The organism is Pandoraea pneumonica, assembly GCF_049918595.1.
Classification (GTDB): domain Bacteria; phylum Pseudomonadota; class Gammaproteobacteria; order Burkholderiales; family Burkholderiaceae; genus Pandoraea; species Pandoraea pneumonica_A.
Genome location: NZ_JBNCRZ010000004.1, coordinates 372,692 through 397,774 on the forward strand (window position 1 = coordinate 372,692; position 25,083 = coordinate 397,774).

General features: G+C 62.1%; 24 protein-coding genes, 3 tRNA genes and 1 pseudogene. 17 read left to right on the forward strand and 11 right to left on the reverse strand.

The window, feature by feature from the left end; all coding sequences use genetic code 11:
- Window positions 1–11: 11 nt before the first annotated feature.
- Window positions 12–1,247 (reverse strand): voltage-gated potassium channel protein, encoded by a 1,236-nt coding sequence (kch, locus tag ACPWR9_RS18265; RefSeq protein WP_426299921.1) that lies wholly within the window; start codon window positions 1,245–1,247, stop codon window positions 12–14.
- 176 nt (window positions 1,248–1,423) lie between these two features.
- On the opposite strand from kch, the gene pgsA reads away from it, so the two are divergent.
- From pgsA to ACPWR9_RS18290, 5 genes are all read left to right on the forward strand, one after another.
- Window positions 1,424–2,017 (forward strand): CDP-diacylglycerol--glycerol-3-phosphate 3-phosphatidyltransferase, encoded by a 594-nt coding sequence (gene pgsA / locus ACPWR9_RS18270; RefSeq protein ID WP_426299923.1) that lies wholly within the window; start codon window positions 1,424–1,426, stop codon window positions 2,015–2,017.
- A gap of 176 nt (window positions 2,018–2,193) precedes the next feature.
- Window positions 2,194–2,269: transfer RNA gene (locus tag ACPWR9_RS18275), tRNA-Gly, on the forward strand.
- Between the two features lie 49 nt (window positions 2,270–2,318).
- Window positions 2,319–2,394, forward strand: a tRNA-Gly gene (locus ACPWR9_RS18280).
- Window positions 2,395–2,507: 113 nt separating this feature from the next.
- Window positions 2,508–2,581, forward strand: a tRNA-Cys gene (locus ACPWR9_RS18285).
- Between the two features lie 203 nt (window positions 2,582–2,784).
- Entirely contained in the window at window positions 2,785–4,356 is a 1,572-nt protein-coding gene (locus tag ACPWR9_RS18290; RefSeq protein ID WP_426331090.1) for an EAL domain-containing protein, read from the forward strand.
- 28 nt (window positions 4,357–4,384) lie between these two features.
- Here ACPWR9_RS18290 and ACPWR9_RS18295 read toward each other — a convergent pair whose 3' ends face one another.
- On the reverse strand, window positions 4,385–5,389 hold the full coding sequence (locus ACPWR9_RS18295; protein ID WP_426335144.1) for an MBL fold metallo-hydrolase: 1,005 nt from the start codon (window positions 5,387–5,389) through the stop codon (window positions 4,385–4,387).
- A gap of 122 nt (window positions 5,390–5,511) precedes the next feature.
- Between ACPWR9_RS18295 and ACPWR9_RS18300 the strand changes: the two are divergent.
- Window positions 5,512–5,715 (forward strand): annotated as a pseudogene (locus ACPWR9_RS18300) (helix-turn-helix domain-containing protein); the annotation flags it as partial.
- A gap of 42 nt (window positions 5,716–5,757) precedes the next feature.
- Window positions 5,758–6,489: a LysR substrate-binding domain-containing protein gene (locus ACPWR9_RS18305; protein WP_426332397.1), complete on the forward strand. Its 732-nt coding sequence runs from the start codon at window positions 5,758–5,760 to the stop codon at window positions 6,487–6,489.
- Here ACPWR9_RS18305 and ACPWR9_RS18310 read toward each other — a convergent pair.
- The 4 genes from ACPWR9_RS18310 to ACPWR9_RS18325 all read right to left on the reverse strand — a co-directional run bounded on the left by ACPWR9_RS18310 (window position 6,449) and on the right by ACPWR9_RS18325 (window position 8,882).
- Window positions 6,449–6,958 (reverse strand): hypothetical protein, encoded by a 510-nt coding sequence (locus tag ACPWR9_RS18310; protein WP_426331086.1) that lies wholly within the window; start codon window positions 6,956–6,958, stop codon window positions 6,449–6,451. The two genes, ACPWR9_RS18305 and ACPWR9_RS18310, sit on opposite strands and share 41 nt — an antisense overlap.
- A gap of 25 nt (window positions 6,959–6,983) precedes the next feature.
- Window positions 6,984–7,280, reverse strand: a complete 297-nt coding sequence (locus ACPWR9_RS18315) for an AzlD family protein (RefSeq protein WP_426331085.1) — start codon at window positions 7,278–7,280, stop codon at window positions 6,984–6,986.
- Window positions 7,273–8,004, reverse strand: coding sequence for an AzlC family ABC transporter permease (locus tag ACPWR9_RS18320; RefSeq protein WP_426331084.1), 732 nt, complete (start codon window positions 8,002–8,004; stop codon window positions 7,273–7,275). Before ACPWR9_RS18320 ends, ACPWR9_RS18315 begins: the two co-directional genes overlap by 8 nt.
- Before the next feature lie 182 nt (window positions 8,005–8,186).
- A complete protein-coding gene (locus tag ACPWR9_RS18325) occupies window positions 8,187–8,882 on the reverse strand; it encodes a hypothetical protein (RefSeq protein WP_426331118.1) in 696 nt (231 codons plus the stop codon).
- Between the two features lie 211 nt (window positions 8,883–9,093).
- On the opposite strand from ACPWR9_RS18325, the gene ACPWR9_RS18330 reads away from it, so the two are divergent.
- The 4 genes from ACPWR9_RS18330 (at window position 9,094) to ACPWR9_RS18345 (ending at window position 13,721) form a co-directional block, all read left to right on the forward strand.
- Complete coding sequence (locus ACPWR9_RS18330) at window positions 9,094–9,477, forward strand: VOC family protein (RefSeq protein WP_426331083.1); 384 nt, start codon at window positions 9,094–9,096, stop codon at window positions 9,475–9,477.
- Window positions 9,478–9,660: 183 nt separating this feature from the next.
- Window positions 9,661–10,128 carry a sigma-70 family RNA polymerase sigma factor gene (locus tag ACPWR9_RS18335; protein ID WP_426331082.1) on the forward strand — a complete coding sequence of 156 codons (468 nt, stop codon included), beginning with the start codon at window positions 9,661–9,663 and terminating at the stop codon, window positions 10,126–10,128.
- Window positions 10,125–11,186 (forward strand): FecR family protein, encoded by a 1,062-nt coding sequence (locus ACPWR9_RS18340; RefSeq protein WP_426331081.1) that lies wholly within the window; start codon window positions 10,125–10,127, stop codon window positions 11,184–11,186. Before ACPWR9_RS18335 ends, ACPWR9_RS18340 begins: the two co-directional genes overlap by 4 nt.
- A 72-nt stretch (window positions 11,187–11,258) precedes the next feature.
- Window positions 11,259–13,721, forward strand: a complete 2,463-nt coding sequence (locus ACPWR9_RS18345; RefSeq protein ID WP_426331080.1) for a TonB-dependent siderophore receptor — start codon at window positions 11,259–11,261, stop codon at window positions 13,719–13,721.
- A gap of 19 nt (window positions 13,722–13,740) precedes the next feature.
- Here the strand turns inward: ACPWR9_RS18345 and ACPWR9_RS18350 are convergent, their stop codons facing one another.
- Window positions 13,741–14,649 carry a dienelactone hydrolase family protein gene (locus ACPWR9_RS18350; protein WP_426331078.1) on the reverse strand — a complete coding sequence of 303 codons (909 nt, stop codon included), beginning with the start codon at window positions 14,647–14,649 and terminating at the stop codon, window positions 13,741–13,743.
- A gap of 190 nt (window positions 14,650–14,839) precedes the next feature.
- On the reverse strand, window positions 14,840–15,628 hold the full coding sequence (locus ACPWR9_RS18355; protein ID WP_426331076.1) for a helix-turn-helix domain-containing protein: 789 nt from the start codon (window positions 15,626–15,628) through the stop codon (window positions 14,840–14,842).
- A gap of 130 nt (window positions 15,629–15,758) precedes the next feature.
- Here ACPWR9_RS18355 and ACPWR9_RS18360 point away from each other — a divergent pair, with 130 nt between their 5' ends.
- On the forward strand, window positions 15,759–16,367 hold the full coding sequence (locus ACPWR9_RS18360; RefSeq protein WP_426331075.1) for an MSMEG_1061 family FMN-dependent PPOX-type flavoprotein: 609 nt from the start codon (window positions 15,759–15,761) through the stop codon (window positions 16,365–16,367).
- A gap of 13 nt (window positions 16,368–16,380) precedes the next feature.
- Here ACPWR9_RS18360 and ACPWR9_RS18365 read toward each other — a convergent pair whose 3' ends face one another.
- The 3 genes from ACPWR9_RS18365 to ACPWR9_RS18375 all read right to left on the reverse strand — a co-directional run bounded on the left by ACPWR9_RS18365 (window position 16,381) and on the right by ACPWR9_RS18375 (window position 19,887).
- Window positions 16,381–17,127: a FadR/GntR family transcriptional regulator gene (locus ACPWR9_RS18365; RefSeq protein WP_426331074.1), complete on the reverse strand. Its 747-nt coding sequence runs from the start codon at window positions 17,125–17,127 to the stop codon at window positions 16,381–16,383.
- 224 nt (window positions 17,128–17,351) lie between these two features.
- Window positions 17,352–18,524 (reverse strand): porin, encoded by a 1,173-nt coding sequence (locus tag ACPWR9_RS18370; RefSeq protein WP_426331073.1) that lies wholly within the window; start codon window positions 18,522–18,524, stop codon window positions 17,352–17,354.
- Window positions 18,525–18,612: 88 nt separating this feature from the next.
- Window positions 18,613–19,887: a glucarate dehydratase family protein gene (locus tag ACPWR9_RS18375; RefSeq protein ID WP_426331072.1), complete on the reverse strand. Its 1,275-nt coding sequence runs from the start codon at window positions 19,885–19,887 to the stop codon at window positions 18,613–18,615.
- A 290-nt stretch (window positions 19,888–20,177) separates the two neighbouring features.
- Here ACPWR9_RS18375 and ACPWR9_RS18380 point away from each other — a divergent pair, with 290 nt between their 5' ends.
- The 5 genes from ACPWR9_RS18380 to ACPWR9_RS18400 all read left to right on the forward strand — a co-directional run bounded on the left by ACPWR9_RS18380 (window position 20,178) and on the right by ACPWR9_RS18400 (window position 24,939).
- On the forward strand, window positions 20,178–21,353 hold the full coding sequence (locus tag ACPWR9_RS18380; protein WP_174988158.1) for an ABC transporter substrate-binding protein: 1,176 nt from the start codon (window positions 20,178–20,180) through the stop codon (window positions 21,351–21,353).
- Between the two features lie 26 nt (window positions 21,354–21,379).
- Window positions 21,380–22,459 (forward strand): ABC transporter ATP-binding protein, encoded by a 1,080-nt coding sequence (locus ACPWR9_RS18385; protein WP_426331070.1) that lies wholly within the window; start codon window positions 21,380–21,382, stop codon window positions 22,457–22,459.
- Window positions 22,456–23,337 (forward strand): ABC transporter permease, encoded by an 882-nt coding sequence (locus tag ACPWR9_RS18390; RefSeq protein ID WP_150680724.1) that lies wholly within the window; start codon window positions 22,456–22,458, stop codon window positions 23,335–23,337. Before ACPWR9_RS18385 ends, ACPWR9_RS18390 begins: the two co-directional genes overlap by 4 nt.
- Complete coding sequence (locus ACPWR9_RS18395) at window positions 23,334–24,299, forward strand: ABC transporter permease (protein ID WP_426331069.1); 966 nt, start codon at window positions 23,334–23,336, stop codon at window positions 24,297–24,299. Before ACPWR9_RS18390 ends, ACPWR9_RS18395 begins: the two co-directional genes overlap by 4 nt.
- Window positions 24,300–24,546: 247 nt before the next feature.
- Window positions 24,547–24,939: a COG4315 family predicted lipoprotein gene (locus tag ACPWR9_RS18400; RefSeq protein ID WP_426331068.1), complete on the forward strand. Its 393-nt coding sequence runs from the start codon at window positions 24,547–24,549 to the stop codon at window positions 24,937–24,939.
- Window positions 24,940–25,083: the final 144 nt, after the last annotated feature.

A 25,083-nucleotide genomic window follows, 5' to 3' on the forward strand; every position in this document is an offset into this window, starting at 1 on the left:
CCGAATGCCGTTCACCGCTCGGTATCCCCATGAAACAGCAGTCGCATGACCGTATCGTTATCGACGGTCTCGCCGGAGAGCGTGCGCGCGAGTAACTCGCCGCCGACAACGGGGGGCGCGAAGATCATGTCCGGCTGCACCCGCTTGAGCTTGCTCAGGTGTTTGCTGTCGTTCACGGACGCGATGGTGCGCACGCCCGGCGCGATCTCCTTGGTCGCGAGAATGATGAAGGCGTTCTCCGAGTCGTCGCTACGCAGGGCCAACACGGCCTTCGCATGTTCGATGCCGGCATGCGTGAGCACAGTGTTATCGCTCGCGTCGCCGTGGATCACGTCGGCATCTTCCGGGTACGGATTATCCACGCCGCTCGCGATGATGACGGTGACGGGCCAGCCACGTTTGGTGAGTTCGTGGTGCACGTTGATGGCGAGCGGCGACGCGCCGGCCACGATGAAGTGTTGCTTGCGTATCACGTGAGTAAACCTCCCCGCGAGAATTTTCTTGAGATTGCCCCCGACGAGCGGACCGATGACCACGGTGAGCGACGTCGCGAACACACTAATCCCGAAGATGATGACCGACGCCGTAAAGAGCCGGGCGTCGGTCGAGTGCGGCACGATGTCGCCGTAGCCGACGGTCGTCATCGTGACGATGGCGAAGTAGAACGCGGTGGCCAGATCGGTGACGGGCGGTGCGAATTCGCTGCCGAGATACATCGTGCCGAACGTGGCATAGACGATCAGCGCGAACACGGCGACGAGTGTGTAGAGCGTGGCGGCGGCAAAGCTCGCGCGGTCGAATTCGCGCCAGTACCAGAGCAGCAGCGCAATGCTGACGATCGACAGGGCGAAGGTCAGATCGAAGCGGATATTGAGATGCACGTTGATGATCGCGGCGAGGGCGAGCATCACGAGCGAGAACGCCCATGCGGTGCGGGCGCGAATGACGAGTCCGCAACTGAGCGCAACGAGCGAGAGGCCGACGAGTGCGCGGGGCAGATGCGAGAAATCGATGCGTTCGATGGCGTTGATGCCGAAGAGCAGGCGGGGCAGGTGACGGGCTTCGATGCGCTCGAGTGCCGAGAGGTCGCCGCGCACGAAGAGGTCGATGAGCAGGCTGCCCGGTACACGCAGCAAGACGGAGGCGACGAGCAGCAGCCCGTTGAGGCCGACCAGCAGGCTGATGATCACGTGCGGCGGGAGCAGGCGGCGTCGCAGGGCGGGCAGAGACGACCAGAGCAGTTTCACGAGATCGGTGCTAATGGCGGGTGGTTGCGAGCAAGATAGGGGCACAGTGACGCATATGTCAACCGCGTAGCGGTGCCTCGGCCTTGTCGCTGCGGGGCATACACGGCACAATGCGGGTCTGGTACGGCTGCCGAGTGCGCCGTGTGTCGACTGCCGTTTGCCGAACTCATGCTGCCATGCCTTTCAATGTCCCCATCTTCCTGACCTGGCTTCGGATCGTACTGATCCCGCTGGTGGTCGGCGTTTATTACTTGCCGACCACGTGGTTGACGCCGGTCCAGATGAATTGGGTGGCGTGTGCGATCTTCGTGCTGGCGGCGCTGACCGACTGGTTCGACGGCTTTCTGGCGCGTCGTTGGAATCAAACGTCGGCGTTCGGGGCGTTTCTCGACCCGGTGGCGGACAAGTTGATGGTGGCGGCCGCTTTGCTGATGTTGTTGCAGATGGGCCGGATCAACGCGTTGGTGGCGTTGATCATCATTGGCCGCGAGATCACGATTTCTGCGTTACGTGAGTGGATGGCGCAGATTGGCGCGTCGCGCAGCGTGGCGGTGCATCAGTTGGGCAAGATCAAGACGGCGGCGCAGATGGTGGCGATTCCGCTGTTGCTGTTCAACGGCACGGTGGTGTGGAACGGCTTGCGATTCGATTCGCGGTTCTGGGGCACGTGGCTGATTTACGTGGCGGCGGTGCTGACGTTGTGGTCGATGCTGTACTATTTGCGCCGCGCGTGGCCGCAGATCCGGGAGCGCGGTGGCGCAGAGATGTGAGCGTAAGTGGCTGAAAGTGCGGGATTTGCGCGGGGGAGGCAAAAAATCTTCACAAATTTTCAGTGCAGGTGCTTGACACTGAATCGGCGTTTGGACATAATCTCCTTCTCGCTGCTACGGCGTTAGCCCGGCAGCGAAATTTTGAGAAGTGTTGGATTGGTAGTACGCATGAAAATGCGGGAGTAGCTCAGTTGGTAGAGCGCAACCTTGCCAAGGTTGAGGTCGCGAGTTCGAGACTCGTCTCCCGCTCCAGTTTTCACACTGGACATTGAGTGAATAAATCCTTGGTGTCGGGTGTCATGCGGGAGTAGCTCAGTTGGTAGAGCGCAACCTTGCCAAGGTTGAGGTCGCGAGTTCGAGACTCGTCTCCCGCTCCAAATCCAGAGGGAAGCCTGGCTTCCCTTTTTATTTGCCGAAAAGCCCACGGCGATCGATCCGAAGGGCGCCCTCGATGGCAACACCGAGTGGTTACAATGCGGCATATCCCGATGGCGGGATGGCAGAGTGGTCATGCAGCGGCCTGCAAAGCCGTGTACGCCGGTTCGATTCCGACTCCCGCCTCCAAAATTCAAAAGCCCTGACTTGTCAGGGCTTTTTCTTTTTCCGCCGCCGCCGCATTGACTTGCCGCGCCCGCCAATCCCTTGTGCACCGAATTTCAGCTAGTATGCGACCAAGTCATGGGTCGCAACAGGCATCCTGACCGTTGTCGCCGTTCGGGGGGCTGCCGCTAATTGGCAGAATGCGGATCTCGGGGGAGGCTTGCAGCATGTTAAGACGGCTGTCGCTCATTTCGGCGTCCATCGCCCTCGGTTGTGTCGGCACGGTCTTGCCCGTGCTGACCAGCGTCTACATCGCACGCGAAGACGCGCAAAAGCGCGAGCAAGAAGAGCTCCAGCAATTTGCCGCGAAGGCGGTTATGCGCGCCGAGCAGGTCACCTATCAGGCGTTCGCCGCCATCGCCGACTTGTCGGCGGGTACCGAGCCTCGCTGCTCTCCCGCCTACCTTGCCCGCGCGGCCCGCGTCATCTTCAATTACGGATACGTTCAGGACGCCGGCGCCTACGGCGACTCGCAATACCTTTGCTCCCCATTGCTCGGGGACGTGCGCGACAAACACTATCGACTCCCGGCACCGACTTGGCGCAGTAACGACGGGTACCTTGTCTGGCTCCGGCAACACAACCCCATCAGCGACGTTCGCGACGACATTCAATTCGGGCGCGACGGCAATTACGTGTCGATCAATCCGCAGTCGTATGTGGACATCATCGATCCGTCGCGCCGTCCGGTCGCCGCCATCAACATCGATACCGACAACATCCTTGCGATTTCGTATGGGGCCGACCGCGATGAAATGCTCAACGCATGGCGGCGCGGCGGGCAGGTCAAGAGCGACGCATGGCATTACGCCGTTGCCCGATCGTCGTCGCGGCCCATTGGCGTCATCGTGAAAGCGCCGCGCAGCGGGTTGATTGCAGGCTGGACTGGCCTACTAGCCGTATGGCTTGCGATTGGCGTAGCGGTGGGGGGATTGATCGGATGGCTCTCGTATAAGCGAATCTCTCGCCAAGTCTCGTTTCCCGCCACGCTCGAATGGGCCATCGAGCGACGCTACATCGAGGTGCAGTACCAACCGATCGTGCGGCTCGCAGATGGTGTGTGCGTCGGCGCCGAAGCGCTCGTTCGATGGAACTTGAACGGCAAGAATATTCCGCCGGATATCTTTGTCGCCGTCGCCGAAGAGAATGAACTGATTCAACCGCTCACCGATCTGGTTCTCGATAAGACGATACGAGAGCTACAAGAATTTCTGCGGGCGCAGCCGTCGTTTTATGTGTCGATTAACGTGGCAGGCGAAGATCTGCAAACCGACAGGTTTATCAAGAAACTAAATACGAGCTTGTCGGGCACGGGCATTCATCCTTCACAAATCAGAATCGAGGCGACCGAACGGGGCATGTTAAAAGCCGACTCGGCGCGAAAGATCATCGCGGCACTCAGACAAGCCGGTCATCCTGTGTATATCGATGACTTCGGCACCGGTTATTCCAGTCTGTCTTACCTGCAATCCTTCACTGTCGACGTATTGAAAATCGACAAGTCATTCGTCGACACGATCGGGCAGGGCGCTGCGTCGAGTGTCGTCGCCCCGCACATCATCGACATGGCCCACGAGCTTGGCCTCGGCATCGTGGCGGAGGGTGTCGAAACCGAGGCGCAGGTTGAATACCTGAAGAGCAAAGGCGTCGAATACGGGCAAGGCTGGCTTTTCTCGAAGGCGATGCCCGCTACGAAGTTGATTGCGTGGCTGAAGGGGCGTAGTGCGAATCCGGCGTGAACTCAAGCGCGGCGCACGTCGCCGAGACTCACCCCCTTGAACTGCGACTGCCCGGCTCCTGATGCCGAACCTCCGGCGAGTACGGTAGTTGTGTCACGCCGTGTTCATCGATGGTGAATCGCATCAAATCTTCACCGATGACGAAATGGCCGCTGTAGGCCGCCTGAACTCGCTCGCGCAACTCATCCACCGTGGCTCGTGCAATGCCGGGGCGACTGTACAGCGAGATATGGGCAAAGACCGCCAGCTTTGGTTGGGTTTCCGAGAGAATTCGACCGGCGTTTTCCGGGCTGGCGAGATAGCCATAGAAGTGATTCACGTAATCGGGCGCTGCACGCTCCAAAGCGCGACTGCCGATCGCCACACTCTGCACCATGAGGTCCGCTTGCTTCGAATGCGCGACTAAATTCTCCGAGTAGGTCGTGTCGTCAGTGATGATGACGGCATGGCCCTCGTATTCGATGCGATAGCCGAAATCCGGTTTGACGTGACCGTGTTCGATCAGAAACGCCGAGACCTTCACGCCGTCCTTTTCATACACTGTGCCGGGTTCGACGCGCTTTGCCGTGATATGAGTTGCAGGCTCGACGACTTCCCCTTCGAGCATGCGCATCCGGTTCTGATCCTTGAACATAAGCTCGATGCCACGCGCAACGTTGTCGATACCGTCCGGGCCAAACCACAGCATGGGCGTTTTTAACCGTCCGTCGTCCGTCGGGAGCGGTGCGGTGGCATACAGATCCGGCAATCCGGTGATATGGTCCGAATTCAAGAGGCTGATGAAGACGGCGGAGATATCGCGCAGGGGCACCTGCTGTTGATGCAGACGCATCGCAACACCTCGCCCAGCGTCGAATAGCAATTTTTGATCCCCAGCTTCGACAAGCACGCTAATACCGAACCGCTCGATGTTCAGAATCGGCGTGCCAGTGCCGAGCAACGTCACCTTCATTGCCGCTGCACTCACCGGCGCATAACTCGCAGCACAAAGCAGCGTTACGATCGCACCACACTTTCGAAGCAGCTTCTGCATACCCGTCTCCCGTCGTTTGAATTTATCGAGAAATCTCGCGTAGGTAGAATGGCACGGCGTTCCCGCCTGTCGGTAATGCTTTCTTTTCAGGCGCTGATAACTTCCCGGTATCGGGGTATTCCATGCCACCAGTCGTAGAAGGACACCTCCTCGCGCGCTTGAGAGCGCGACACTTGGCGCTGCTCGTCGCGCTCGCCGACACGCTGAGTATTCATCGCGCCGCCGCGCGTCTTCACATGACGCAACCGGCCGCGAGCAAATCGCTGCGCGAGTTGGAAACGCTCTTCGGCACCCAACTATTCGAACGTCATTCGCGCGGCTTGCGAGCGACGGCAGCCACGCAGATCGTGATCGATCGGGCACGCATCATGCTGGTCGAAATGCAGAAGCTCGGCAGCGATCTCGAACTCATTGCCAACGGTGCATTAGGAAAGGTGCGTGTCGGCATCATGCCGGTGGCAATGCCATCGCTGCTGAGCAAAGTCCTGCTGCAATTGGCCGACGATGCGCCGCGCGTGGTGGCGGAATTTCATGAAGGGTCGCTTGATTGGATGCTCGGTGCGCTCTCGCAAGGCAAGCTCGATTGCGTCATTTGCCGACTAGGTGACGGCACCGCGGCGACGCATTTCCGCAGAGAGCCACTGTTTGATGAGAGCGTCTGCATCGTGGCGCGAAGCGCGCACCCGATAGCGCGACGTAAGACCATCACGGCGGCCATGTTGGCATCGGCGGACTGGATATTCCCGGGCGGCGATGCGCCATTGCGAACCTCGATTCGGCAGTTCTTCACTGACGCCGCGATGCCGGTGCCTGTGCCCAAGGTGGAGTGCGTATCGGTGCTTGCGAACTTACAAATGCTGCAAGACACCGATTGGCTCGCCTTCCTCCCTCGGCCAATTGCACTTCAATATGAAAAGCTCGGCGTCATTGCCATTCTGAAAACGCCACACGAGTGGCCGATGCCCGCTGTCGGCATGGTGATGCGCGCGGAGACGCATCAAACACCGGCGCTGGATGCATTTTCGAATGCCGTTCGACGCGTGAGTGGGGTTATGCCCGTTATGCCACCCAATCACAATGAATCTGCAAACTCTCCGTAGCATTCCGGTGAATCGCAAACCCTTGATTCACTAACGCGGACTTAACCATTGCCAACGATGACGCACACCGCCGCATACGACGCCGCTGCCAGAACGGCGGCGTAAATACCCCCAGCGGCAACATCCGCACCCGTCGTCCATGCAACAGGAAGGACACGTCGACGTGTGTGCCGTCAGCCTCATGTCCGTTGCTGCCGAAAATATCGGTCAGTTCATTGTGCCGCGTGGGATAGACCAAGCGAAAGACAGCAATACCCAGCGCACGAAACTGCCGGCGGGCGAAGCCGAGGTTTGAAGCGCTAGGCTCGAAGCCTCGCGTCAGAATTAACTCGATCTCGGGCGGTAGCTCACGTTGTATCGACTGAAGCCGATGCAACACCCGTGCATCCACATGCACGTGACGCGCAGGCCAGCGTGGCCGAACGATCAGACCGTCGGATTTCCCCGATGACAACGTAAGCAAAGTCAAACGCACCTCTCCCGAGTCGACGAAATCAAAGTACCTGTCGCAACACCCCAGTCACCACGACGCTAATCACCACCGTCGGCAACAGCGAAAACCGCGTCGCTACCAGCAACGTCACCGCCAGCGCCAGCAAATCGGCAGGGTTACGTGCGACGAACGCCGGTGCGATCACCGAGATCAACACGCAACCCGGCACGCTCTCCATGATCGCGCGCATACGCGGGCTCAGTGTGCGATCGCGCAGCGCTACGAAGCCAACGATGCGCGTCGCGTACGTCGATGCAGCCATCAGCACAATCGTCAGAACGGTCATCCCATCAAGCATCTTTCTTCTCCAGCATGACCGCGGCAATCAGCCCTGCACACGTGCCCGCCGCAACATACCAAGCCCCGGGCACCAGCAGATAAGTGAGCGCCGAGACCACCAGACTCACGAACCACGGGCGGCTCGCCGTCATGCCCTTCCACATGCCTTTCAACAGCACGATGAACACCGCCGTGAACGCCATATCGAAGCCGTATTGCTCGATATCGCCCAGTATCGGACCGAGGACTGCCCCGAGCGCGGTGAACGCCACCCACGTCATCCACAGATTGATCGCCGCGCCGACGTAGTAACCGAAACTGATGCGCTCCTTGCCGCGCGCATTCGCATCCGCAAGTGCCATGGCCCAGCTTTCGTCGCACATCAGGAAGAGCGCTGCGAGCGCACGCGGCAGCGGCACGTGACGCATGCGAGGGGCGAGCGCCGCACCCATCAAGATGTGCCGCGCGTTCACCAGCAGCGACATGGCAATAATCAGCGCGATATGCGGTGGCGAGGTCCAGATACGAATGGCCGTGAATTCAGAGCCGCCCGCGAAGTTCAGGCCCGTCATCAACGGCACTTCGATCGCACTCAAGCCTTTCTGGGCCGCTTGCGCGCCAAGCACCAACGCGAAAGGAACGAAGCCCAACATCACCGGCAGCGCAGCGCGCATGCCTCGTGCCATCTCGGTGCGAAACGGCGACGCCTGCGCCGCGACCGATGGCGAATACATACCACTCATTACACGTCCTTCAAACAAAAGCACTTACGCCCAACGAAACGTCGAACACGCCGGGGCATCTGCGGCACCGGTCGTGTGGAAATGCGAGAGGGGAAGACTAACGCAGCCAGCAGAGGGCTGGCTTGTACGATCTTGCGGATGATGGCGTTACGAGCGACGGCGCTAACGGCCGGATGCGCCAATCAAAGCGAATTCGCCACCGGCAGCCATCGGCCGGTATCGGCGCACAGCGCGGCGGCGCTTCCATCCACAAGCACTTGCGAGTCTTGGGTCGGGGCCGACGACAAGACGTCAAAGCGAATGTCGAGCGCTTTCACCACGCGTGCGTCGTCCACGGGAAGCTCCCACGTGAGGAACATCTGCACGTCGTCGAGCGCGCCTACGGAATTCGCGAAATCGGCTTCGTCGAACCCGCTGCTGCCCCGGCGGATCACCGCATGTGGCTGGCAGGTATCGAACACGAGCATGGTGCCGCGCGCCAGCGGAATGCGGTAGCCGCCATTCCCAGCAGATGGAAAATGCACGTCCAGCCCGCAGTCGTCGCTCAGAAACAAATTGCAGAACACGAAGCCGCCGTATTGCTCGCCGTCGTGGTGATAACGCGCGCCGCGGCATGCCATCAACGCCACGTCGCTTGCCGACAGCAACCCCGGCAACCCGTGCGCTCCGGTCCAGTCGTAGGCTGCCTGCACGCATTGCGAATACTCAGGCCAGCGCATGCGTGCGCGAGCTAACGGCATCGGCTCGACGTCGCCGGGGGCCAATGGCATATGCGATGAAATGTCGCGTGACCAATCCGTCACCAATCGCGCAGGCGGCGCAGGAATGTCCACATGCCCCCACAGCACGGTGCGGCTCACGCGGCGGCTGCGCAGCATGTCGTCATGCCAGTAGAGAGAGGTGAGCGTGTCGGGCGAGTCGTGCACTTGATACTTTTGAGAGGGGGGGCGGGCTAAACAGCCCGAAAACGTCGTGCTAGGATACGCCGAACCTGCGGACACCGCTCCGCCATCTGACGTTCTGCCTCCCGTCGAAGCACCGCCTTCGCCGCCCCTTTTTGGAACCGCAAACGTCGCTTGTGGAGCGCCCATGGATACTCTCAATCGTGTCCCGCATGCCGTGCAATTCGGTCGAATTGCCCCAACCCTCTCCGTGACCGATCTCGACCGGTCGCTACGTTTCTACACCGATGTGCTCGGCTTCGAGAAAGTGTTCGAAGCTGGCTCGCCCGTCGGCTTCGTGATTCTCAAGAAGGACGGTGCGGAACTGCACTTGTCGCGCGACGCCCAGCATCGTGCGACCTCACAGAACGTCGCGCACTTGATGGTGGCAAACGCCGATGCGTTGCACAATCACCTCGAGCAACATCGCGTGCGCATCGTCAAAGGGTTGCGCACGATGGACATCGGCTTGCGCGCGTTCGTGTTTGCCGATCCGGACGGCAACCGCATCGACGTTGCCGAAATCCGGTAGCGCACTTCCACGAACTCAGACGCATGCAGGCGCGCATTCGCCGTGAGGCGGAGCGCGCCTGAGCCAGCCTCGTTCCGTTGCACAAAATCCTTCTTGCATCTCGCCATCACTCACGGTAATAATGCGATTAATTCTCATTTAACTTTTCCGTGCGCGGATGCGGCGGGCTGCCGGAAGACTGCCGTGGTTGCGCATTACTACACCGAGCTGGTCAACTTCTTCGCGAAGTCGCTGAACAATCGCGACAACGCGAAGGACTTGGTGCAAGAAGCCTACGCGAAGGTGCTCGCCTTGCAGACGCGCGGCACGGAGGTTCGTGACTGGCGCGCTTTGCTCTATCGCACCGGCAAACATTTGATCGTGAGCGACGCGCGCCGTCACGACGCCGAGGCGCGCATGCTCCAAACGCTCGCGCTCATTGGCGCCGACCATGCGCCGTCGGCCGAACACCATGCGGATATTCGTCAGCAGCTCGAACGGTTGCTCGCCCGCTTGGAACGTATGCCGCGCAAACGCCGCGATGCCTTCATCCTCGTGCGTATTCACGGCATGAGCTATGCCGAAGCCGCTGGCCACATGCGGGTCTCCGTCGAAGCCATCGACAAGCACGTGGTTCGCGGCGTCATGGATTGCATGAGCTACCGCCCATGAACGCCCGCGCTACCCACACTAGCCGCACACCCGACACTGCGCCAACATCGCGCGCACCGAAACCGTCTCGCGGCCAGATCGCGCACGCGCTCTCGCTCATCGGACGCACGCAGCATGGCGATGCCGATGACGCCGCGATCGCTGCGCGCGAGTTGGCAGACTGGCGTGCCGAATCGCCTGTGCACGATGCCGCTGCCGATATTGCGCAATCGTATTGGGCGCAAACCGACGGTACCGCCTTACGCGAGCGTGTGGCTGTACCGAAGCGCAGTGACGGCGTGGTCCGTCACTCGCGCCGTCAGATGCTGACGTGGCTGGGCGTCGGCGGACTCGCCATCGTGTTCGGCGGCGCTGCCCGACGCCAATGGTTGCAGCCGACGCTCACGCTGACGTTGCGCACCGGCAAGGGGGAGGTGACGCCGCATACGCTGCCAGACGGCAGCGTCGTGACGTTGGCACCTCACACAGACGTGCAGATCACCTACTACCGCAATCGCCGCGAGTTTCAACTCTGGCGTGGCGGACTCCATCTCGACGTGCAACCCGATACCTCGCGCCCGCTTAGCGTTGCCACGCAATTCGGCAACGTGCGCGTGCTGGGCACGGTATTCACCGTTGCACTGCGTGAAGACGGTATGGACGTGGCTGTCGCGCGTGGACGTGTGGCGGTCTGGGCGCGTTCGCCCGACGGTGAGGTTCACGTCGATCGCGACCCCGATGTCACGCTCGGTGCCGGACAGGCGGTGAGTACCACGCCGCGAGGGATTGGCTCGCCGCAAGGCGTTACGCCGCAAAGTGTGGGCGCGTGGCGCGAAGGGTGGCTGGTCTTTCAGGCCACGCCGCTGCCGCAAGCGATTGCGCAGTGGAACGACTTCCTCTCACAGCCCGCACAGCAGATCCGCATTGCCGAAACCGACGCGGCCGCATTGCGCGCGTTGCGGCTCACGGGCACGTTCCCCGTGTCCGACCCGGCGGGCTTCCTGCAAGGCCTGCCCGCGATGCTACCGGTGCGCGTGCGCCGGGAGAACGGGCAAGCCGTCATTACCGCCCAGCGCTAGCTAAAAACTTTTTGTCTGTCTTTCGCGTTCTCGTGCGTCTTCACCGGGTAAGCCAACAGAAGACTCACGGAAATGACCAGATATCTGCACGCTTTGCCCAACTCGATTCACTCGAAACACGCGGCCACGCTCATCAGCATCGCCGCCGCTTGCTTGTGTGCCGCCACGCTTCCCTTAGAGGTACGCGCGCAGACATCCGCAGCCGCCAACGCGAGCGTGGCCGCCTTGCCGCTCGATCTATCGCTGCCCGCGCAACCGCTCGCGCTGACCATCGACGCGCTGGCGCGTCAGTCGGGCGTGGGCATCGGCTACGACGCGAGCCTCGCCGTCGGCAAGGCAGCTCCGGCGCTGCAAGGCCGCATGACGTTGGGCGATGCGCTCACACGGGCGCTCGCTGGCTCGGGGCTTGCAGTGAGCATCTCCGGGCGCACGGTCTCGATTCATGCCGATACGGTGGCGTTGCCTGCGACGGTCGTCACGGCCGATGCGCAACGCGTGACCGAGGGCACCGGCTCGTACACGACGCGAGTGACCGATGGCGCCACGCGCATGGACTTGTCATTGCGTGAAACACCGCAATCGATGACGGTCATCACGCGCCAGCAGATCGAAGATCAGAACCTCATGTCGCTCACCGACGTGCTGCGGCAAACGCCCGGCATCGTGGTCGATACGCTCGACGAGCGCGCGAACTTTTCCTCGCGTGGCTTCGACCTCGCTACGATGATCGACGGCGTGCCGACGCTCGCGTACGACACCATCGCCGGCATGCGCAACTTGCTGAGCATGGTGATGTACGACCGCGTCGATGTGATTCGTGGGCCGGCCGGGTTGCTCAACGGTGTAGGCAACCCCGGCGGTGCGATCAATCTCGTGCGCAAGCGCCCAAGCAAAGACTTCACGGGCTATGTCACTGCCGGAGCCGGATCGTGGGGCCGCTACAACCTTGAAGCCGATGTAGGCGGCAAGCTCAACGAATCGGGCTCGCTGCGCGCACGTGTGGTCGGTTCGCACACCGCAGGCAACACCTTCACCGACGACAAGCGCACGCGTGAAGACGTGTTCTACGGCATCGTCGAAGCGGACATCACCGACAACACCACGATCTCGGCGGGCTACGAGTATCAGAAGAACAAGATCCACGGTGCCGATTTCGGCCAGAGCCCGCTGTTCTACAGCAATGGCGCGCCGACGAATCTGCCGCGCTCGTACAACTCGTCCGCACCGTGGAGCCTGTGGAACATGACGACCGATCGCGTCTTCGTCGATCTCGATCATCGATTCGACTCGGGATGGAAGATCAAGGCGGAAGGCTCGTGGTCGCGCAACCAGCGCGAGCGCTACAGCGGCGATGTCTGGCTGTATCCGGCCAACATCGACCCCAACACGCACATGGGCACGATGCAGCTCGCGAACAACCCGGCGTATGGCATTAACAAGGCGTTCGATGTTTATGCGACGGGGCCGTATCACTTGTTCGGGCGCACGCATCAGGCCACGTTCGGCGCGAGCATCAATCACAACGACTACAACTACGGCAACGACTCGGCAGTGCCCAATGCGTTCGATCGACGCCCGGTCGACATTCTCAATCCGGGCAGTATCGCCATGCCGTCGTTTGCTTATCCGCTCAATCGGCTTGGCGGCACGACACAACAAACGGCCATCTATGCGGCGACGCAGATCAAGCCGATCGATCGCGTCTCGGTGATTTTCGGTGGCCGCGTCACGTGGTATCGCGCCACGTCTTGGGCGCGCTACTGGAACAACGGCACGAATGGTGCGCTGGTGACCGGCGCGCCGGTCGAACAGAACGCCGTGTTCACGCCGTATGCGGGGCTGGTGGTCGATGTCAGCGAGGACTTCTCGCTCTATTCGAGCTACACGAGCATCTTCACGCCGAACACCGTGCAGGACACCTCGGGCAATACGCTGGCGCCCAAGCGCGGCAACAACATCGAGCTGGGCCTGAAGGGGGAGCATTTTGGTGGACGGTTGAACACTGCGGTGGCGATCTTCCGCACAACGGAAGACAACCTCGCCGTGGCCGATGGCACGCTCACGCCCGGTGGCACGGCTGCGTACAAAGCGGTGAGCGGTGCAAAGACGCAAGGCTTCGAGGCGACCGTCGCGGGGCAGGTGCTGCCGGGCTGGCAAGTGCAGGCAGGCTACACATACAGCGCCAAGCGCGATCGCACCGGCGCGCTGGTCAACCCGACGTATCCGCAGCGGCTGCTGCGTATCGCGACGACATACCGTTTGCCCGGCGTACTCAGCAAAGTGACGATCGGCGGTAGCTTGAGCTATCAGAGCGCGATCTCGTATGTCGAGACGTACAGCGGGCTGACGGCACGTCAAGGCGGCATCACCTTGATCGATCTGATGGCGCGCTACGACGTGACGCGTCAGCTAAGCGTGTCGCTCAATCTCGGCAACGTGACCGACAAGCGGTACTGGGCCGGGTTGGGCGGCTACAACGGCTACACCTACGGCGCACCGCGCAATGGCTGGGTGAAGCTCACGTATCGCTTCTGAGCGCGCATCGCGGCGTCAGTCAAAACCCGACTTGCTTGAGAAACTTGTCGAGCGGCACCGACCACATCTTGCCGCCGTAGGTGAGCAGCAAGTGTCCATCGTGACCGGGCAAGTCGTCGGTGTGGACGAACTGTGCAGGGCTGCCGCCCGCGGCGAACGCGTCGAACCAGCCCTTCGGCGCGTCCGGTCCCCAGTACTGGTCGTTCTTCGCATAGAGCCACAAGCCGGGAATCGTCGTCGTCTTGCCCATCTCGCCGTAGATCGATTTCATTTGCTCCGGGTCGCAACTGTGGCCCGGCGCTTTGTCGGGCGAGCCACCGGCACCGCCCGAGAAGTTGATGTACGCGACCACACCCGGCGGCCGCTCGGCCGCCGTCGCCACGGTCGTGAAGCCGCCGACCGAACGGCCTTCCAAGATGACGCGATCCTTGTCGGCCCACGGCTGTTCCCGTACCCAGTTAAGCGCCGCGAGGTTCGCCTCGGACGTCACTTTCCAAAGCTGCCGGAAATCGGGGCGGCGCTTGCATTCCCCTGCATTGCCGAACGAGGCACCGGAGTTCTCACGATCCGGCCCGCCCGTCGCGCCATAGCCGACGCGAATCGGGGCCACGACCGCGAAGCCCCGCTTGAGCCAGAAGCGCACATGCCCTTGTAGCACGGGGTGCGCCAGCTTGGCTCGGTCCAGCGGGTCGCCCGCGCGGCCATGCTCGAAGAGCAGCACCGGGAAGGGGCCGTTGCCGCTGGGCTTGTAGACCTCGGTACGCATGGCGATATCGCGGCCGAAGTTGCCCGCGCCGGGCACGACGATCGAGACGATCTCGGGCTGGATATCCTGCGATGGCGCAGCCGTGGCTGCCGGGGCTTCGTCTTGGGCGAAGGCAGGCGGGGCACCTGCGAACAAGGCGATCGGAAGTATGGTCAGCAACATCGCTGAGCGGCAGTGGGGTGCGAGGCGAGGAAGGCGAGGGCGCAGACGCGTGGCGACGGGCATCATATTTTTATTGACCTTCGAAGGAATGCGGCGGGAAAGCGCGAGAACCAGCGGTGATACTACCCCTGCCGCATGACGCCGGGAACGGGCTGCGAAGGTTGCAGCATAGGCAATGTGTTATGCCGTATTACGAAGCAAAGTAGCGCCCGGGCGTGGTGTGGAAGGTGCGCCGGAAAAGTGCGATGAAGGCGCTCGCGTTGTCGTAACCAAGATCGAGTGCCACGGTGCTGACCGGCTGGCCCGCCGCGAGCAATTCCACTGCGCGAAGCAACCTCGCACGCTGACGCCAAGCGGTGAAGGTCAGCCCCGTTTCTTCGACGAAACGACGGCTCACGGTGCGTGATGTGGTGTTGGCCCAGACGGCCCATTCGTCGAGCGTGCGCGCATCGGCTGGATTGTCGACTAGCGCGGTGGCAATGCGTCGCAGCCGAGCGTCGCCGGGCATCGGCAAGCGGAAGGTGTCGGCATCGCTGGCGGAAACCTCGTCGAGAATCACGTTCACGATGCTTTCCTGACGGCGGTCCGGCTGCTCCAATTCCCATTGCGCCGCGCGCAAGACGGCTTCGCGCATCAGTCCAGTCACCTCAATGGCGCGCGGCGTATCAGGCAGACCGTCGCACCGGTCGGGGCGCACATACACCGCCCAGCCGTAGAACGGCCCATGCGAGAACGCCGCGTGCGGATGATTCGGCGGAATCCAGACCGCGCGCGTGGTGGGCACGACCCACGTACCGGCACTCGTGCTCACAGTGAGCAGCCCGGCGAGCAACCCGAGCAGTTGCCCCGAATCGTGTTGGTGCGTTTGCGACCCGCGCGGCTCGTCGATGCGTCCCATCAAGGCGATGAGCGGTGGATCGGTCGCGTCCATGCAATGCACGCGTGCAATCTTCGGTGTCAGATGCTCGGGGAACGTCATGGCGATCGTGGTGCCGCGGTAGGTGAGCGCAATTGTGGCGTAAATGCGCTATTGAATGGCGCAGATAGTCTATCAGTGCCAGCGCGCGCGGCGATATGCTGCCTCGGCAAACCTGCCTTGGAGCCACGCTATGTCACAACCTGCCATCGATCTCGATCAACTCTACGACCCGCCCTCGGAGATGATCGTCAAAGGCGTCATGCCGAATCTGCTGCCATTTCACGTCGCGTATCTGAAGGTCGCGACGTTCTTTTGTCTCGCCTCGGGGAGCGCACAAGGACTCGACGCGTCACCGCGCGGCGGCGAACCCGGCTTCGTTCATGCGCTCGACGACAAGACAGTCGCCTTCGCCGATTGGCCAGGCAACAACCGTATCGCGTCGCTGCGCAATCTCAGCGAGGACAGCCGCATCGGCATGCTGTTTCTGTTTCCGGGGTTGGAGGTGTTTATGCGGATCAACGGACACGGGCAGATATCGACATCGCCCGACTTGCTGGCCCGTTTGAAGGAGAACGAACGCACGCCGAAGACCGCCATCGTCGTCACGATCGACGAGGTGTTGTTTCACTGCGGGAAGGCGATCAATCGCGCGAAACTCTGGCGGCCGGAGTCGCAACTCGCGCGCACGGCGGTGCCGTCGCTCGGCGAGATGAAGGCATCGCTGACCGGGATCGATAAAGCGAAAGCGCAGGAGATGGACGAGGGGTATTACCGCGCGGTGCGCGGCAATCTCTACTGAAAGACGGCGGGGTTTAGTTCTGAGCGCCTGCCGATTCCTGTGCACGGCGCAGGCGCTCGCGGCTATTCGTCAGGTGCGTGCGCATCGCGGCGCGCGCCGCTTCCGGATCGCGTCGTGCGATCGCGTTGTAGATATCTTCGTGCTCGCGGTTCACGCGATTCAAATATGTCACCTGATCGTCGTCGGCCAGCGCGGCCGAGTTCACGCGCGTGCGCGGAATGATCGTGTTGCCGAGCTGTTCGAGGATGTCGTGGAAGTAACGGTTGCCCGTCGCGCTCGCCACTTGCAAATGGAACGCGACGTCGGCGGTCACGGCATTGCCGGTGCGCTGACGCACGTGCATCTCGAAGTCGTCGAGCGCCTGACGCATGAGCTTGAGTTGGTTGTCGGTGCGGCGATTTGCCGCCAGTCCGGCCGCTTCGGTTTCCAGCGAAATGCGAAGTTCCAGAATGGCCAGCACGTCGAGCATCGTGAGGATGCTGTTGGTGTCGACTTGCAGGGCATTTTCGCGCGGGGCTTCCAGCACGAACGTGCCGATGCCGTGACGCGTCTCAACCAGTTGCGCCGCTTGCAGCCGCGAAATGGCTTCGCGAACCACGGTACGGCTCACACCGAGACTTTCCATGATGGCCGACTCGGTCGGCAGTTTGTCGCCGGGCCGGAACGTGCCGGCGCGAATCTGCTCGGACAAGGCGCTCACGACCTCTTCCGTGAGGCTGCGAGACTTGCGGCGAGGACGTGCGGGCAACGAGCTGTTCATGGACATGGCGTCGGATCAAGAGGTGATGACGAAAAAACGCCCCCAGTTTACCTTATCGACCGTCGCATACATACGACAACCGATAAGAATCGACCGTCGGTATCTCACCCTAGACGCGGCGTGGTACCGACGGCCCAAAGTGCGCCTTCTCGCGACCACTCGTAAAGCACAGGCCGACGTGCGCACGGCGTCGGCCCTCGGGACTCACAACATGCAGGCAGACGTCAGAAGTCGACGCGAATGCCCAGCATGCCGACGAACTGCGAGCTCGTCGACGACGGCGTGGCATTCTGCGAGTCGCCCACCACCGGACCGGCGTTGATGATGCTCGTCGCGTTCGCCGACAGCGACTTGCCGTTCGCGTGCTGCCAGGCTTCGAGCGCATACAGCGACGTGCGCTTCGAGAGCGAATACACCTGTGCCAGCGAGACCTGATGGTAGGTCGCGGCGTCATTGATGCCATTCGCCTTCGATGCTGCCGTGTAGCTATACGCGGCGGCCAGACGCCATTGCGGCGCGACGATCCACGACGCGTGCACGCCCGCCGTATTGAACACCGCCGTATCGTGGAACAACGACGTGGCGCCCGGCTTGTACTGCACGTTGCTGTAGCTCGCACCGAACGTCAGACCGCCGATGGTGTACACACCGGCGAAGGCGATGTGTTGCAGCACGTCCGCCGTGACATACCCCTGATTGACCGCCGACGTGCCGAACGACCCGGTCGACGCACTGTTCCAGCTCGTACCGCCACCCACGTTGTTCAAACGCAGATAACCGGCCGCCAACGACAGCGGACCGCCGTCGTAGCGCAACGCGCCGGAATACGTGTTGCCCTTGCTGAACGCGCCGGCCTGACCGCCGAAGCCGTATTGCAAGCTGGCGGTCACGCCCCACAGCACCGGCGACGTGTATGTCACCGAATTGTTGATGCGAATCGTCGTATCCAAACCGTCGATATCGCCCGGGTGTGCGCCGGTCGCGCCCGTGACGTAAGCCACCGGGCCGATCGTGCCGACCATCAGGTAGTACGGCGAGTATTGGCGGCCGATGGTGACGGTGCCGACGGTGTCGTTCTTCAGACCCACAAATGCCTGACGGTTGAACATCACACCCGACGAGCTGAACGCGCCGCTGTTGACGTCGAAGCCGTTTTCCAACTGGAACAGCGCCTTGGTGCCGCCGCCCAGATCTTCGGTGCCGCGCAGGCCCCAGCGGCTACCCGCCAGATTGCCGTTACGCAGGTACGTGTTGGAACTGCCGTTCTGGTTGCTGCTGTAAGTCAGCGCATCGTCGACGATCCCGTACAGCGTGACGTTCGTTTGCGCGAAGGCCGGCACAGCGCCGGCAGCGAGACCGGCTAGTGCGAGCCCGGCGAACAGTTTCGTTTGTCTCACGACATCTCCTCAGGTGGTGTGTTTTCTTGTGTTTCTGGAACTACGGTGCTTCGATGCTTCGGGACTTCGGATACCGCGTGTGCCTGTGTCAGAAGCGGGGTGCCTTGCCGCTCCAGCCGGGTTGGTATTTGCGCATCTGAACCGCATCGTTGCGAGTGCGCACCCCGCAACGCAGGTATTGCTCGTGGAGCTTGGCCAACTGGTCCTGATCGATTTCGAGGCCCAGCCCCGGGGCCTTCGTGACGGCCACCGCGCCGTTTCGGATCGCGATCTTGCCGCCGCGCACGACTTCTTCATCGGCTTCTTGCCACGGGTAATGCGTGTCGCACGCATACGACAGGCGCGGCACGCTCGCGGCCAGATGCGTCATGGCCATCAAGCTGATGCCGAGGTGAGAGTTGGAATGCATGGACAAGCCGAGATCGAACGTCTCGCACATGCGTGCCAGTAGCTGCGTGTCGCGCAGGCCGCCCCAGTAGTGGTGATCGGAAAGGATGATTTGCGCGCCGTTCACGCGCACGTTCTCGCGGAACTGGCGCAGGTCGGTCACCACCATGTTGGTGGCGAGCGGCATGCCGGTGGCGCGATGCAGTTCGGCCATGCCTTCGAGCGTGGGCGTCGGGTCCTCGTAGTACTCGAGATCGCCTTCGAGTTCGCGGCCCATCGCAATCGCCGTGGCGAGCGACCAGTTGCCGTTCGGATCGATGCGCAGCGGTTTGTCGGGGAAGGCGCGCTTGAGGGCCTTGAGACACTTCACTTCTTCGCTCGGATCGAGCGCCCCGGCTTTGAGCTTGATGCTGCCGAAGCCGTAGGTGTCGATCATCGTGCGCGCTTGTGCCACCAACTGCGTGGCGTCGAGCGTCTCGCCCCAGCTATCGGGGGCGTAGGGGTTCTCGATGTGCTGCGCGTACTTGAAGAACAGGTAAGCGCTGTACTGCACTTCGTTGCGCACCGCACCGCCAAGGAGCTCGACGAGCGGAATGCCCAGATGCCGCGCCTGCAAATCGAGGAAGGGCACTTCGAACGCGGAGTAGATCTTCTCGGCATCCTTGCGCGGATCGGTGCCCGGCGCGAGTTCGTATTCCACACGCTCGCCGCCGACACCACGCGCCACCACCGCCGCCACCCGGGCGCGCAGACCGTTCGTGTCGAACGGGTCCATGCCGATCAATTGCTCGCGGGTGTTTTGCAGCAGCGTGAGCACCGGCGCGTCGCCATACGTCTCGCCCAAACCGACATGCCCGTTACCGGTCTCGATTTCGATGATCGTGCGCAGGGCGTAGGGCTCATGAATACCCGCCGCATTGAGCAGCGGCGGGTCGCGAAAGGCAATGGGAGTGATGGTGATGCGCTGGATTTTCACGGTGTCTCGGCCTTTTCTGCGGCACCGCAAATTGCGGTGCGCTGATATCTTTTACGTCATCGTATGACTGGCCGTAATTTAGGTGACGCATCCGGCGTCTCTCTATCGGTGTTTCCCCTGATCGTTGGCCGTGTTTCCTGATGAAATAAGCCTGTAAACGCTGTAAAAACAAAGATGTCTCGCTATCCTAGGGAAATCTCTGACGTGTTTCGCGGCGTCTCCTAATTGCAAAATGACAACGTCAGTCATATGATGACTTACGAGAAATTTAACCTAGAAGAGGAGACAGCATGGCCTTCAGCCGCAGGGGATTCTGGCAACGCACGCTAAGCGCACTGGCATGTGCCGCCGTAGTGGGGAGCATCGCGAACACCGCCGCTGCCGCGCCGGTGACGCTCAATATCGTGGACGTGGCGGGTAACCTCGCGCTCACGCAGAAGGGCTTCGAAGCGTTCCGTGACAAGTACCCGGATCTCGTTTCGAAAATTACCTTCACCAACGCCCCGGCGCCGCAACTGCCGGGCAAGATCAAAGCGATGCAGGCCGCTGGCCGCGCCGACATCGATGTGGTGCTGACCGGCACCGATGCGCTCGCCGCCGGTATCCAGCAAAACCTCTGGCAACGCCTGCTGCCCGAGTACAGCGCCCAACTGCCGGGCGTGCTCGACAAATACGCGCCGAATGTGCGCGCGATGCAGGAGCTCTCGAAGGGCTACGGTCTGGCGGTGACGTTTATGCCCGCCGGCCCGCTCGTGGAATACAACCCGGCCAAGGTCAGCGCGCCGCCGAAAACCCCGGCTGAGCTGCTGGCATGGTGCAAGGCGAACCCCGGCAAGCTGATTTACGCGCGTCCGGCCAACTCCGGCCCGGGCCGTACGTTCCTGATGGGCCTGCCGTATCTGCTCGGCGACAAAGATCCGCACGATCCGATCAAGGGATGGGACAAGACGTGGGCTTTCCTGAAAGAACTCGATACGTGCATTCCGTACTACCCGGGCGGCACGTCGGCGGTGATGAAGGAACTCGGCGAAGGCAGCCGCGACATGACCGTGACCGTCACGGGCTGGGATATCAACCCGCGCGCACTCGGCATCGTCCCGGCGAGCTTCAAGGTGCAGTCGTTCGACAAGTTCACGTGGGTGAACGACGCGCACTACATGGTCGTGCCCAAGGGTGTGTCGAAGGAAAAGATGGAAGTCATCATCAAGCTGATCAACTTCATGCTTGAACCCGCGCAACAGGCGCTGACCTACGACGACGGCTACTTCTATCCGGGCCCCGCCGTGAAGGACGTGCCGCTCTCGGCCGCGCCCGCCAAGAGCCAGGAAGTGATCGCCAAGTACGGCCGTCCCGAGTACGCGAAGCTGATCGCCGACTTCCCGCATGCCGTGCCGCTCGACGCCACGGCCATGGTGGCGGCGTTCCAGAAGTGGGATGCCGAGATCGGCGCACAGAAGTCGAAGTAATTCGGCGGATTCACAAGGGTTTCGTCATGAAGCATAACTTTCAGCATCTGCGCCTCGACCACGTTGCGCGTAGTTTCACCAACGCCGAAGGCCAGTCCGTGGCGGCATTGAACGGGCTGGATCTGACGATCGAGCGCGGCGAGTTCATTGCCTTGCTCGGGCCGTCGGGTTGCGGCAAGTCGACCGCGCTCAACTGTATTGCCGGGCTCACGCCGCTCACGGGCGGCGCGATCTGGCTCGACGACGAGCGTATCGATGTGCTGCCCAGCGAGAAGCGCGGCTTCGGCATGGTGTTTCAGAACTACGCGCTGTTTCCGCATATGAGCGTGCTTGAGAACGTGGGTTTCGGCCTGCGCATGCGCGGTGTGCCGCGTGCGGAGATCGAGAAGCGGGCGCGCGATGCGCTGCAACTCGTGCAACTCGTGGGGCACGAACGCAAGCTGCCCGGTCAGCTCTCCGGCGGCCAGCAGCAGCGCGTGGCGATTGCGCGCGCCATCGTGATCGAGCCGCCGGTGGTGCTGATGGACGAGCCCTTGTCGAATCTCGACGCGAAGCTGCGCATCGAGATGCGCGCCGAGATTCGCCGCATTCACGGCAAGCTCGATCGCGCGACGATTTACGTCACGCACGATCAGGACGAAGCGCTGTCGATGGCCGATCGCATCGTCGTGATGAAAGAGGGTGTGGTGCAGCAAATCGGTGTGCCGCGCGACGTGTATTGCCGCCCGCGCAATCTGCACGTGGCGCGCTTCATGGGCTATCGCAACGTGCTCGATTTTTCGGTCACGTCGACGCAGGGCGAGCACGCCCGCGTGTCGGCGGGCGGTGCCTCGTTCGACGGCGTGCTGATGGAGTCGCCCAGCGGTGCCAATGTCAGCGTGGCAATTCGCCCCGATGACTTTGAACGCGCACAAGCCGCTAACGACAACGCCTTCGAAGCCGTGGTGGAAACGGTGGAATACGGCGGTCACGATTCGCTGCTGCGCGTGGCGTCGCCCTTCGGCCCCTTGTATGCGCGCTTGCCCGGCGACTTCGCCGTCGGTGAGCGCGTGCCGCTGCGTGTTCCGGCCGATCGTACGCTGGTTTATGCGGGAGAGCGGGCATGAGTGCCGCCACGTCTACGGCCCCGGCCGGGGCACGGTTCGACGCGCGCGGCTGGCTCGTCGTACCGGCGCTCGCGTGCTTGGTGGCGATGTTCGTGTACCCGTTCGCGTATGGCTTGTTCCTGTCGTTCCAGCCGATGGACGGCGGCGGCGTGTTCGCGAACTATCTCAAGTTCTTTACCGAATCCACGCTCTGGCCGACGGTCTGGATCACACTCAAGCTCGCGGTCCCGGCCACGTTAATCAACGTGGGCGCATCGATTCCGGCGGCGTTTGCCTTGCGTCGAAACACGCCTGCTGCGAAGTTCGTGACGATGCTGCTGGTGGTGCCGGTCACGCTCGGTACGGTGCTGATCGCCGACGGCATGCTGACGTACTACGGACCGAACGGTTGGTTCCCGCAGGCGCTGCACGCGTTGCATCTGTACAGCGATGAAGTGCGGCTGACCCACAACTACTGGGGCGTGTTGATCTCGCTGGTGATCTCGGGGTTCCCGTTCGCGTTTCTGCTGATTCTGTCGTACGTGACGGGGATCGATCCGACGCTGGCGCGCGCCGCAGGTACGCTCGGCGCAGGCCCGTGGGAACAGTTCCGGCTGATCTATCTGCCGTTGCTGGTGCCGGGGCTGACGATGGCCGCGTGTCTGTCGTTCGTGCAGGCGTTCTCCGTGTTCCCGTCGGCGGTGCTGCTCGGGGTACCGGCAGGTGCCACGCGCGTCGTGTCGATTGCGGCGTACGAAGCGGCATTCGAGAGCTACGACTACTCGCTCGCCTCGTGCGTGGCGATTGTGATGGGCTTTGTACAACTGCTGATCGTGGCGGGCATGCTCGGCGCGCGCCGGGCGTTCTATAGCGGTCCGACCACGGGAGGCAAAGGATGAACGCCACCGATAAACCCAAGGCGGGTGCCATGGCTGTGCAGAACGGAGACTTCATGACGACGCCTTCGCCCGTGGGCAACACTACCGCGTCGCGCGATGCGAAGGGCACGCGCCGCAATTTGCGCCGTGAAGGCCCCGGCGGACGGATCTGGCGTGTGCTGGTGTGGGGCGCGATGATCTTTTTCCTCGTGAACGTCGGCTTGATGATTGCCACGGTCACGATGAACTCGGTCGCCACGCGCTGGTTCGGCACGCCGTTGCCCGAGAGCTTCACGCTGCATTGGTATGCGCAGGCGTGGAACGACTTCCAGCTTGCCAATGTGCTGTGGGTGACGTTCGAAGTGGTGGGCGCCGTAGTGCTGCTGTCCATTGCGTTGGGCGTGCCCGCTGCCTATGCGCTGGCGCGCGCGCAGTTTCCCGGCAAGCGGATTGCGATGCTGGTGTTCCTGCTGCCGCTGATGGTGCCGCCGGTGACGTACGGCATTCCGATGGCGACGGTGCTCTACAAGATCGGGCTAGGCGGCACGCTCTCAGGCGTGATTCTTGCGAACCTCGTGCCGTCGCTGCCGTTTGTGATTCTGGTGATGACGCCGTTCATCGAACAGATCGATCCGAATCTCGAAGCCGCTGCGCGCATCTTCGGCGCGAACACGTTCAAGTACTTCCGCCACGTGCTCCTGCCGCTGCTAGTGCCGGGCATGCTCGCGGCGGGGCTGCTCGTGCTGGTGCGCACCATCGGCATGTTCGAACTGACGTTCTTCACGGCAGGGCCCGACACACAGACGCTCGTGGTGGCGCTGTACTACGCGGTGTTCTCCACCGGTGTACGAGCGCCACAGTCGATCGATGCGATGGCGATGATCTACATGGCGATCACGTTGCTGTGGGTGCTCATCGCGCTGCAATTCGTCAGCCCGACGCAGTTGGTGAGCCGCGTGAAAGAAGCGCCCAAAGGAGAGTGAGCGGGAGAATACGCGGGAGACTAAAGCGGGGCGTTAGTCAGCGAAGGAAGACTGCGTTTGTCAGGCAGACGCGCCGGATGTCCCCCCGGCGCGGCCTGCCCGGTGACGGCCATCCGAGGGGGCTCGGGTGGCCGTTGTCGTTTACCGGGCAGCGGCGGAAAATATCGATCGCTCGCGATGGAATAAAGCGTGGCGGGCGAACGTTCTCTCAATGTCGACACCGACAATTACCTGAGGAGCCAATCTGATGAACCAACGTCAATCGATGTCCGCCGTTCTGTCCGCTCTCGTCGTCGCCGCCGGCGCGTTTGCCGCCACCGTTGCCCATGCAGAAGTGCCGTTCAAGGCGGCCAACGGCATGCTGGTCGACGGCCAGAATCGCACGATCTATACGTTCGACAAAGATGAAGCCGGTAGCGGTAAGAGCGCATGTAACGGCCAGTGCGCCGAAGCGTGGCCGCCGGTGATGGCCATGTCGGGTGCCAAGCCCGAAGGCGACTATTCGATCATCAAGCGCGACGACGGCAAGATGCAGTGGGCGTACAAAGGCAAGCCGATGTACTTGTTCACGAAAGACGCCGCCCCGGGCGACATGAAGGGCGACGGCTTCAAGGACGTGTGGCACGCCATCAAGCCTTGAGCGAAGCGGGAGGACGCACGTGCGAACTCCCGTCGCGCGGGATGCCCGGCGGCTCAGTATAATTTCGCGGCGTACGCTGGCGGCCTCCGCCGGCGGCGCTTCGGACTGGCTTGCCGCCAGGTCTCCTCCGCCAGGAAATTCGCC

What these genes read in the sequence shown, in the direction of transcription:
- pgsA (WP_426299923.1), top strand. Translation starts at nt 1,424, where the DNA reads ATGCCTTTCAATGTCCCCATCTTCCTGACCTGGCTTCGGATCGTACTG.
- ACPWR9_RS18290 (WP_426331090.1), top strand. Translation starts at nt 2,785, where the DNA reads ATGTTAAGACGGCTGTCGCTCATTTCGGCGTCCATCGCCCTCGGTTGT.
- ACPWR9_RS18295 (WP_426335144.1), bottom strand. Translation starts at nt 5,389, where the DNA reads ATGCAGAAGCTGCTTCGAAAGTGTGGTGCGATCGTAACGCTGCTTTGT.
- ACPWR9_RS18305 (WP_426332397.1), top strand. Translation starts at nt 5,758, where the DNA reads ATGCTGGTCGAAATGCAGAAGCTCGGCAGCGATCTCGAACTCATTGCC.
- ACPWR9_RS18315 (WP_426331085.1), bottom strand. Translation starts at nt 7,280, where the DNA reads ATGCTTGATGGGATGACCGTTCTGACGATTGTGCTGATGGCTGCATCG.
- ACPWR9_RS18320 (WP_426331084.1), bottom strand. Translation starts at nt 8,004, where the DNA reads ATGAGTGGTATGTATTCGCCATCGGTCGCGGCGCAGGCGTCGCCGTTT.
- ACPWR9_RS18325 (WP_426331118.1), bottom strand. Translation starts at nt 8,882, where the DNA reads ATGCTGCGCAGCCGCCGCGTGAGCCGCACCGTGCTGTGGGGGCATGTG.
- ACPWR9_RS18330 (WP_426331083.1), top strand. Translation starts at nt 9,094, where the DNA reads ATGGATACTCTCAATCGTGTCCCGCATGCCGTGCAATTCGGTCGAATT.
- ACPWR9_RS18340 (WP_426331081.1), top strand. Translation starts at nt 10,125, where the DNA reads ATGAACGCCCGCGCTACCCACACTAGCCGCACACCCGACACTGCGCCA.
- ACPWR9_RS18345 (WP_426331080.1), top strand. Translation starts at nt 11,259, where the DNA reads ATGACCAGATATCTGCACGCTTTGCCCAACTCGATTCACTCGAAACAC.
- ACPWR9_RS18350 (WP_426331078.1), bottom strand. Translation starts at nt 14,649, where the DNA reads ATGTTGCTGACCATACTTCCGATCGCCTTGTTCGCAGGTGCCCCGCCT.
- ACPWR9_RS18355 (WP_426331076.1), bottom strand. Translation starts at nt 15,628, where the DNA reads ATGACGTTCCCCGAGCATCTGACACCGAAGATTGCACGCGTGCATTGC.
- ACPWR9_RS18360 (WP_426331075.1), top strand. Translation starts at nt 15,759, where the DNA reads ATGTCACAACCTGCCATCGATCTCGATCAACTCTACGACCCGCCCTCG.
- ACPWR9_RS18365 (WP_426331074.1), bottom strand. Translation starts at nt 17,127, where the DNA reads ATGAACAGCTCGTTGCCCGCACGTCCTCGCCGCAAGTCTCGCAGCCTC.
- ACPWR9_RS18380 (WP_174988158.1), top strand. Translation starts at nt 20,178, where the DNA reads ATGGCCTTCAGCCGCAGGGGATTCTGGCAACGCACGCTAAGCGCACTG.
- ACPWR9_RS18385 (WP_426331070.1), top strand. Translation starts at nt 21,380, where the DNA reads ATGAAGCATAACTTTCAGCATCTGCGCCTCGACCACGTTGCGCGTAGT.
- ACPWR9_RS18390 (WP_150680724.1), top strand. Translation starts at nt 22,456, where the DNA reads ATGAGTGCCGCCACGTCTACGGCCCCGGCCGGGGCACGGTTCGACGCG.
- ACPWR9_RS18395 (WP_426331069.1), top strand. Translation starts at nt 23,334, where the DNA reads ATGAACGCCACCGATAAACCCAAGGCGGGTGCCATGGCTGTGCAGAAC.
- ACPWR9_RS18400 (WP_426331068.1), top strand. Translation starts at nt 24,547, where the DNA reads ATGAACCAACGTCAATCGATGTCCGCCGTTCTGTCCGCTCTCGTCGTC.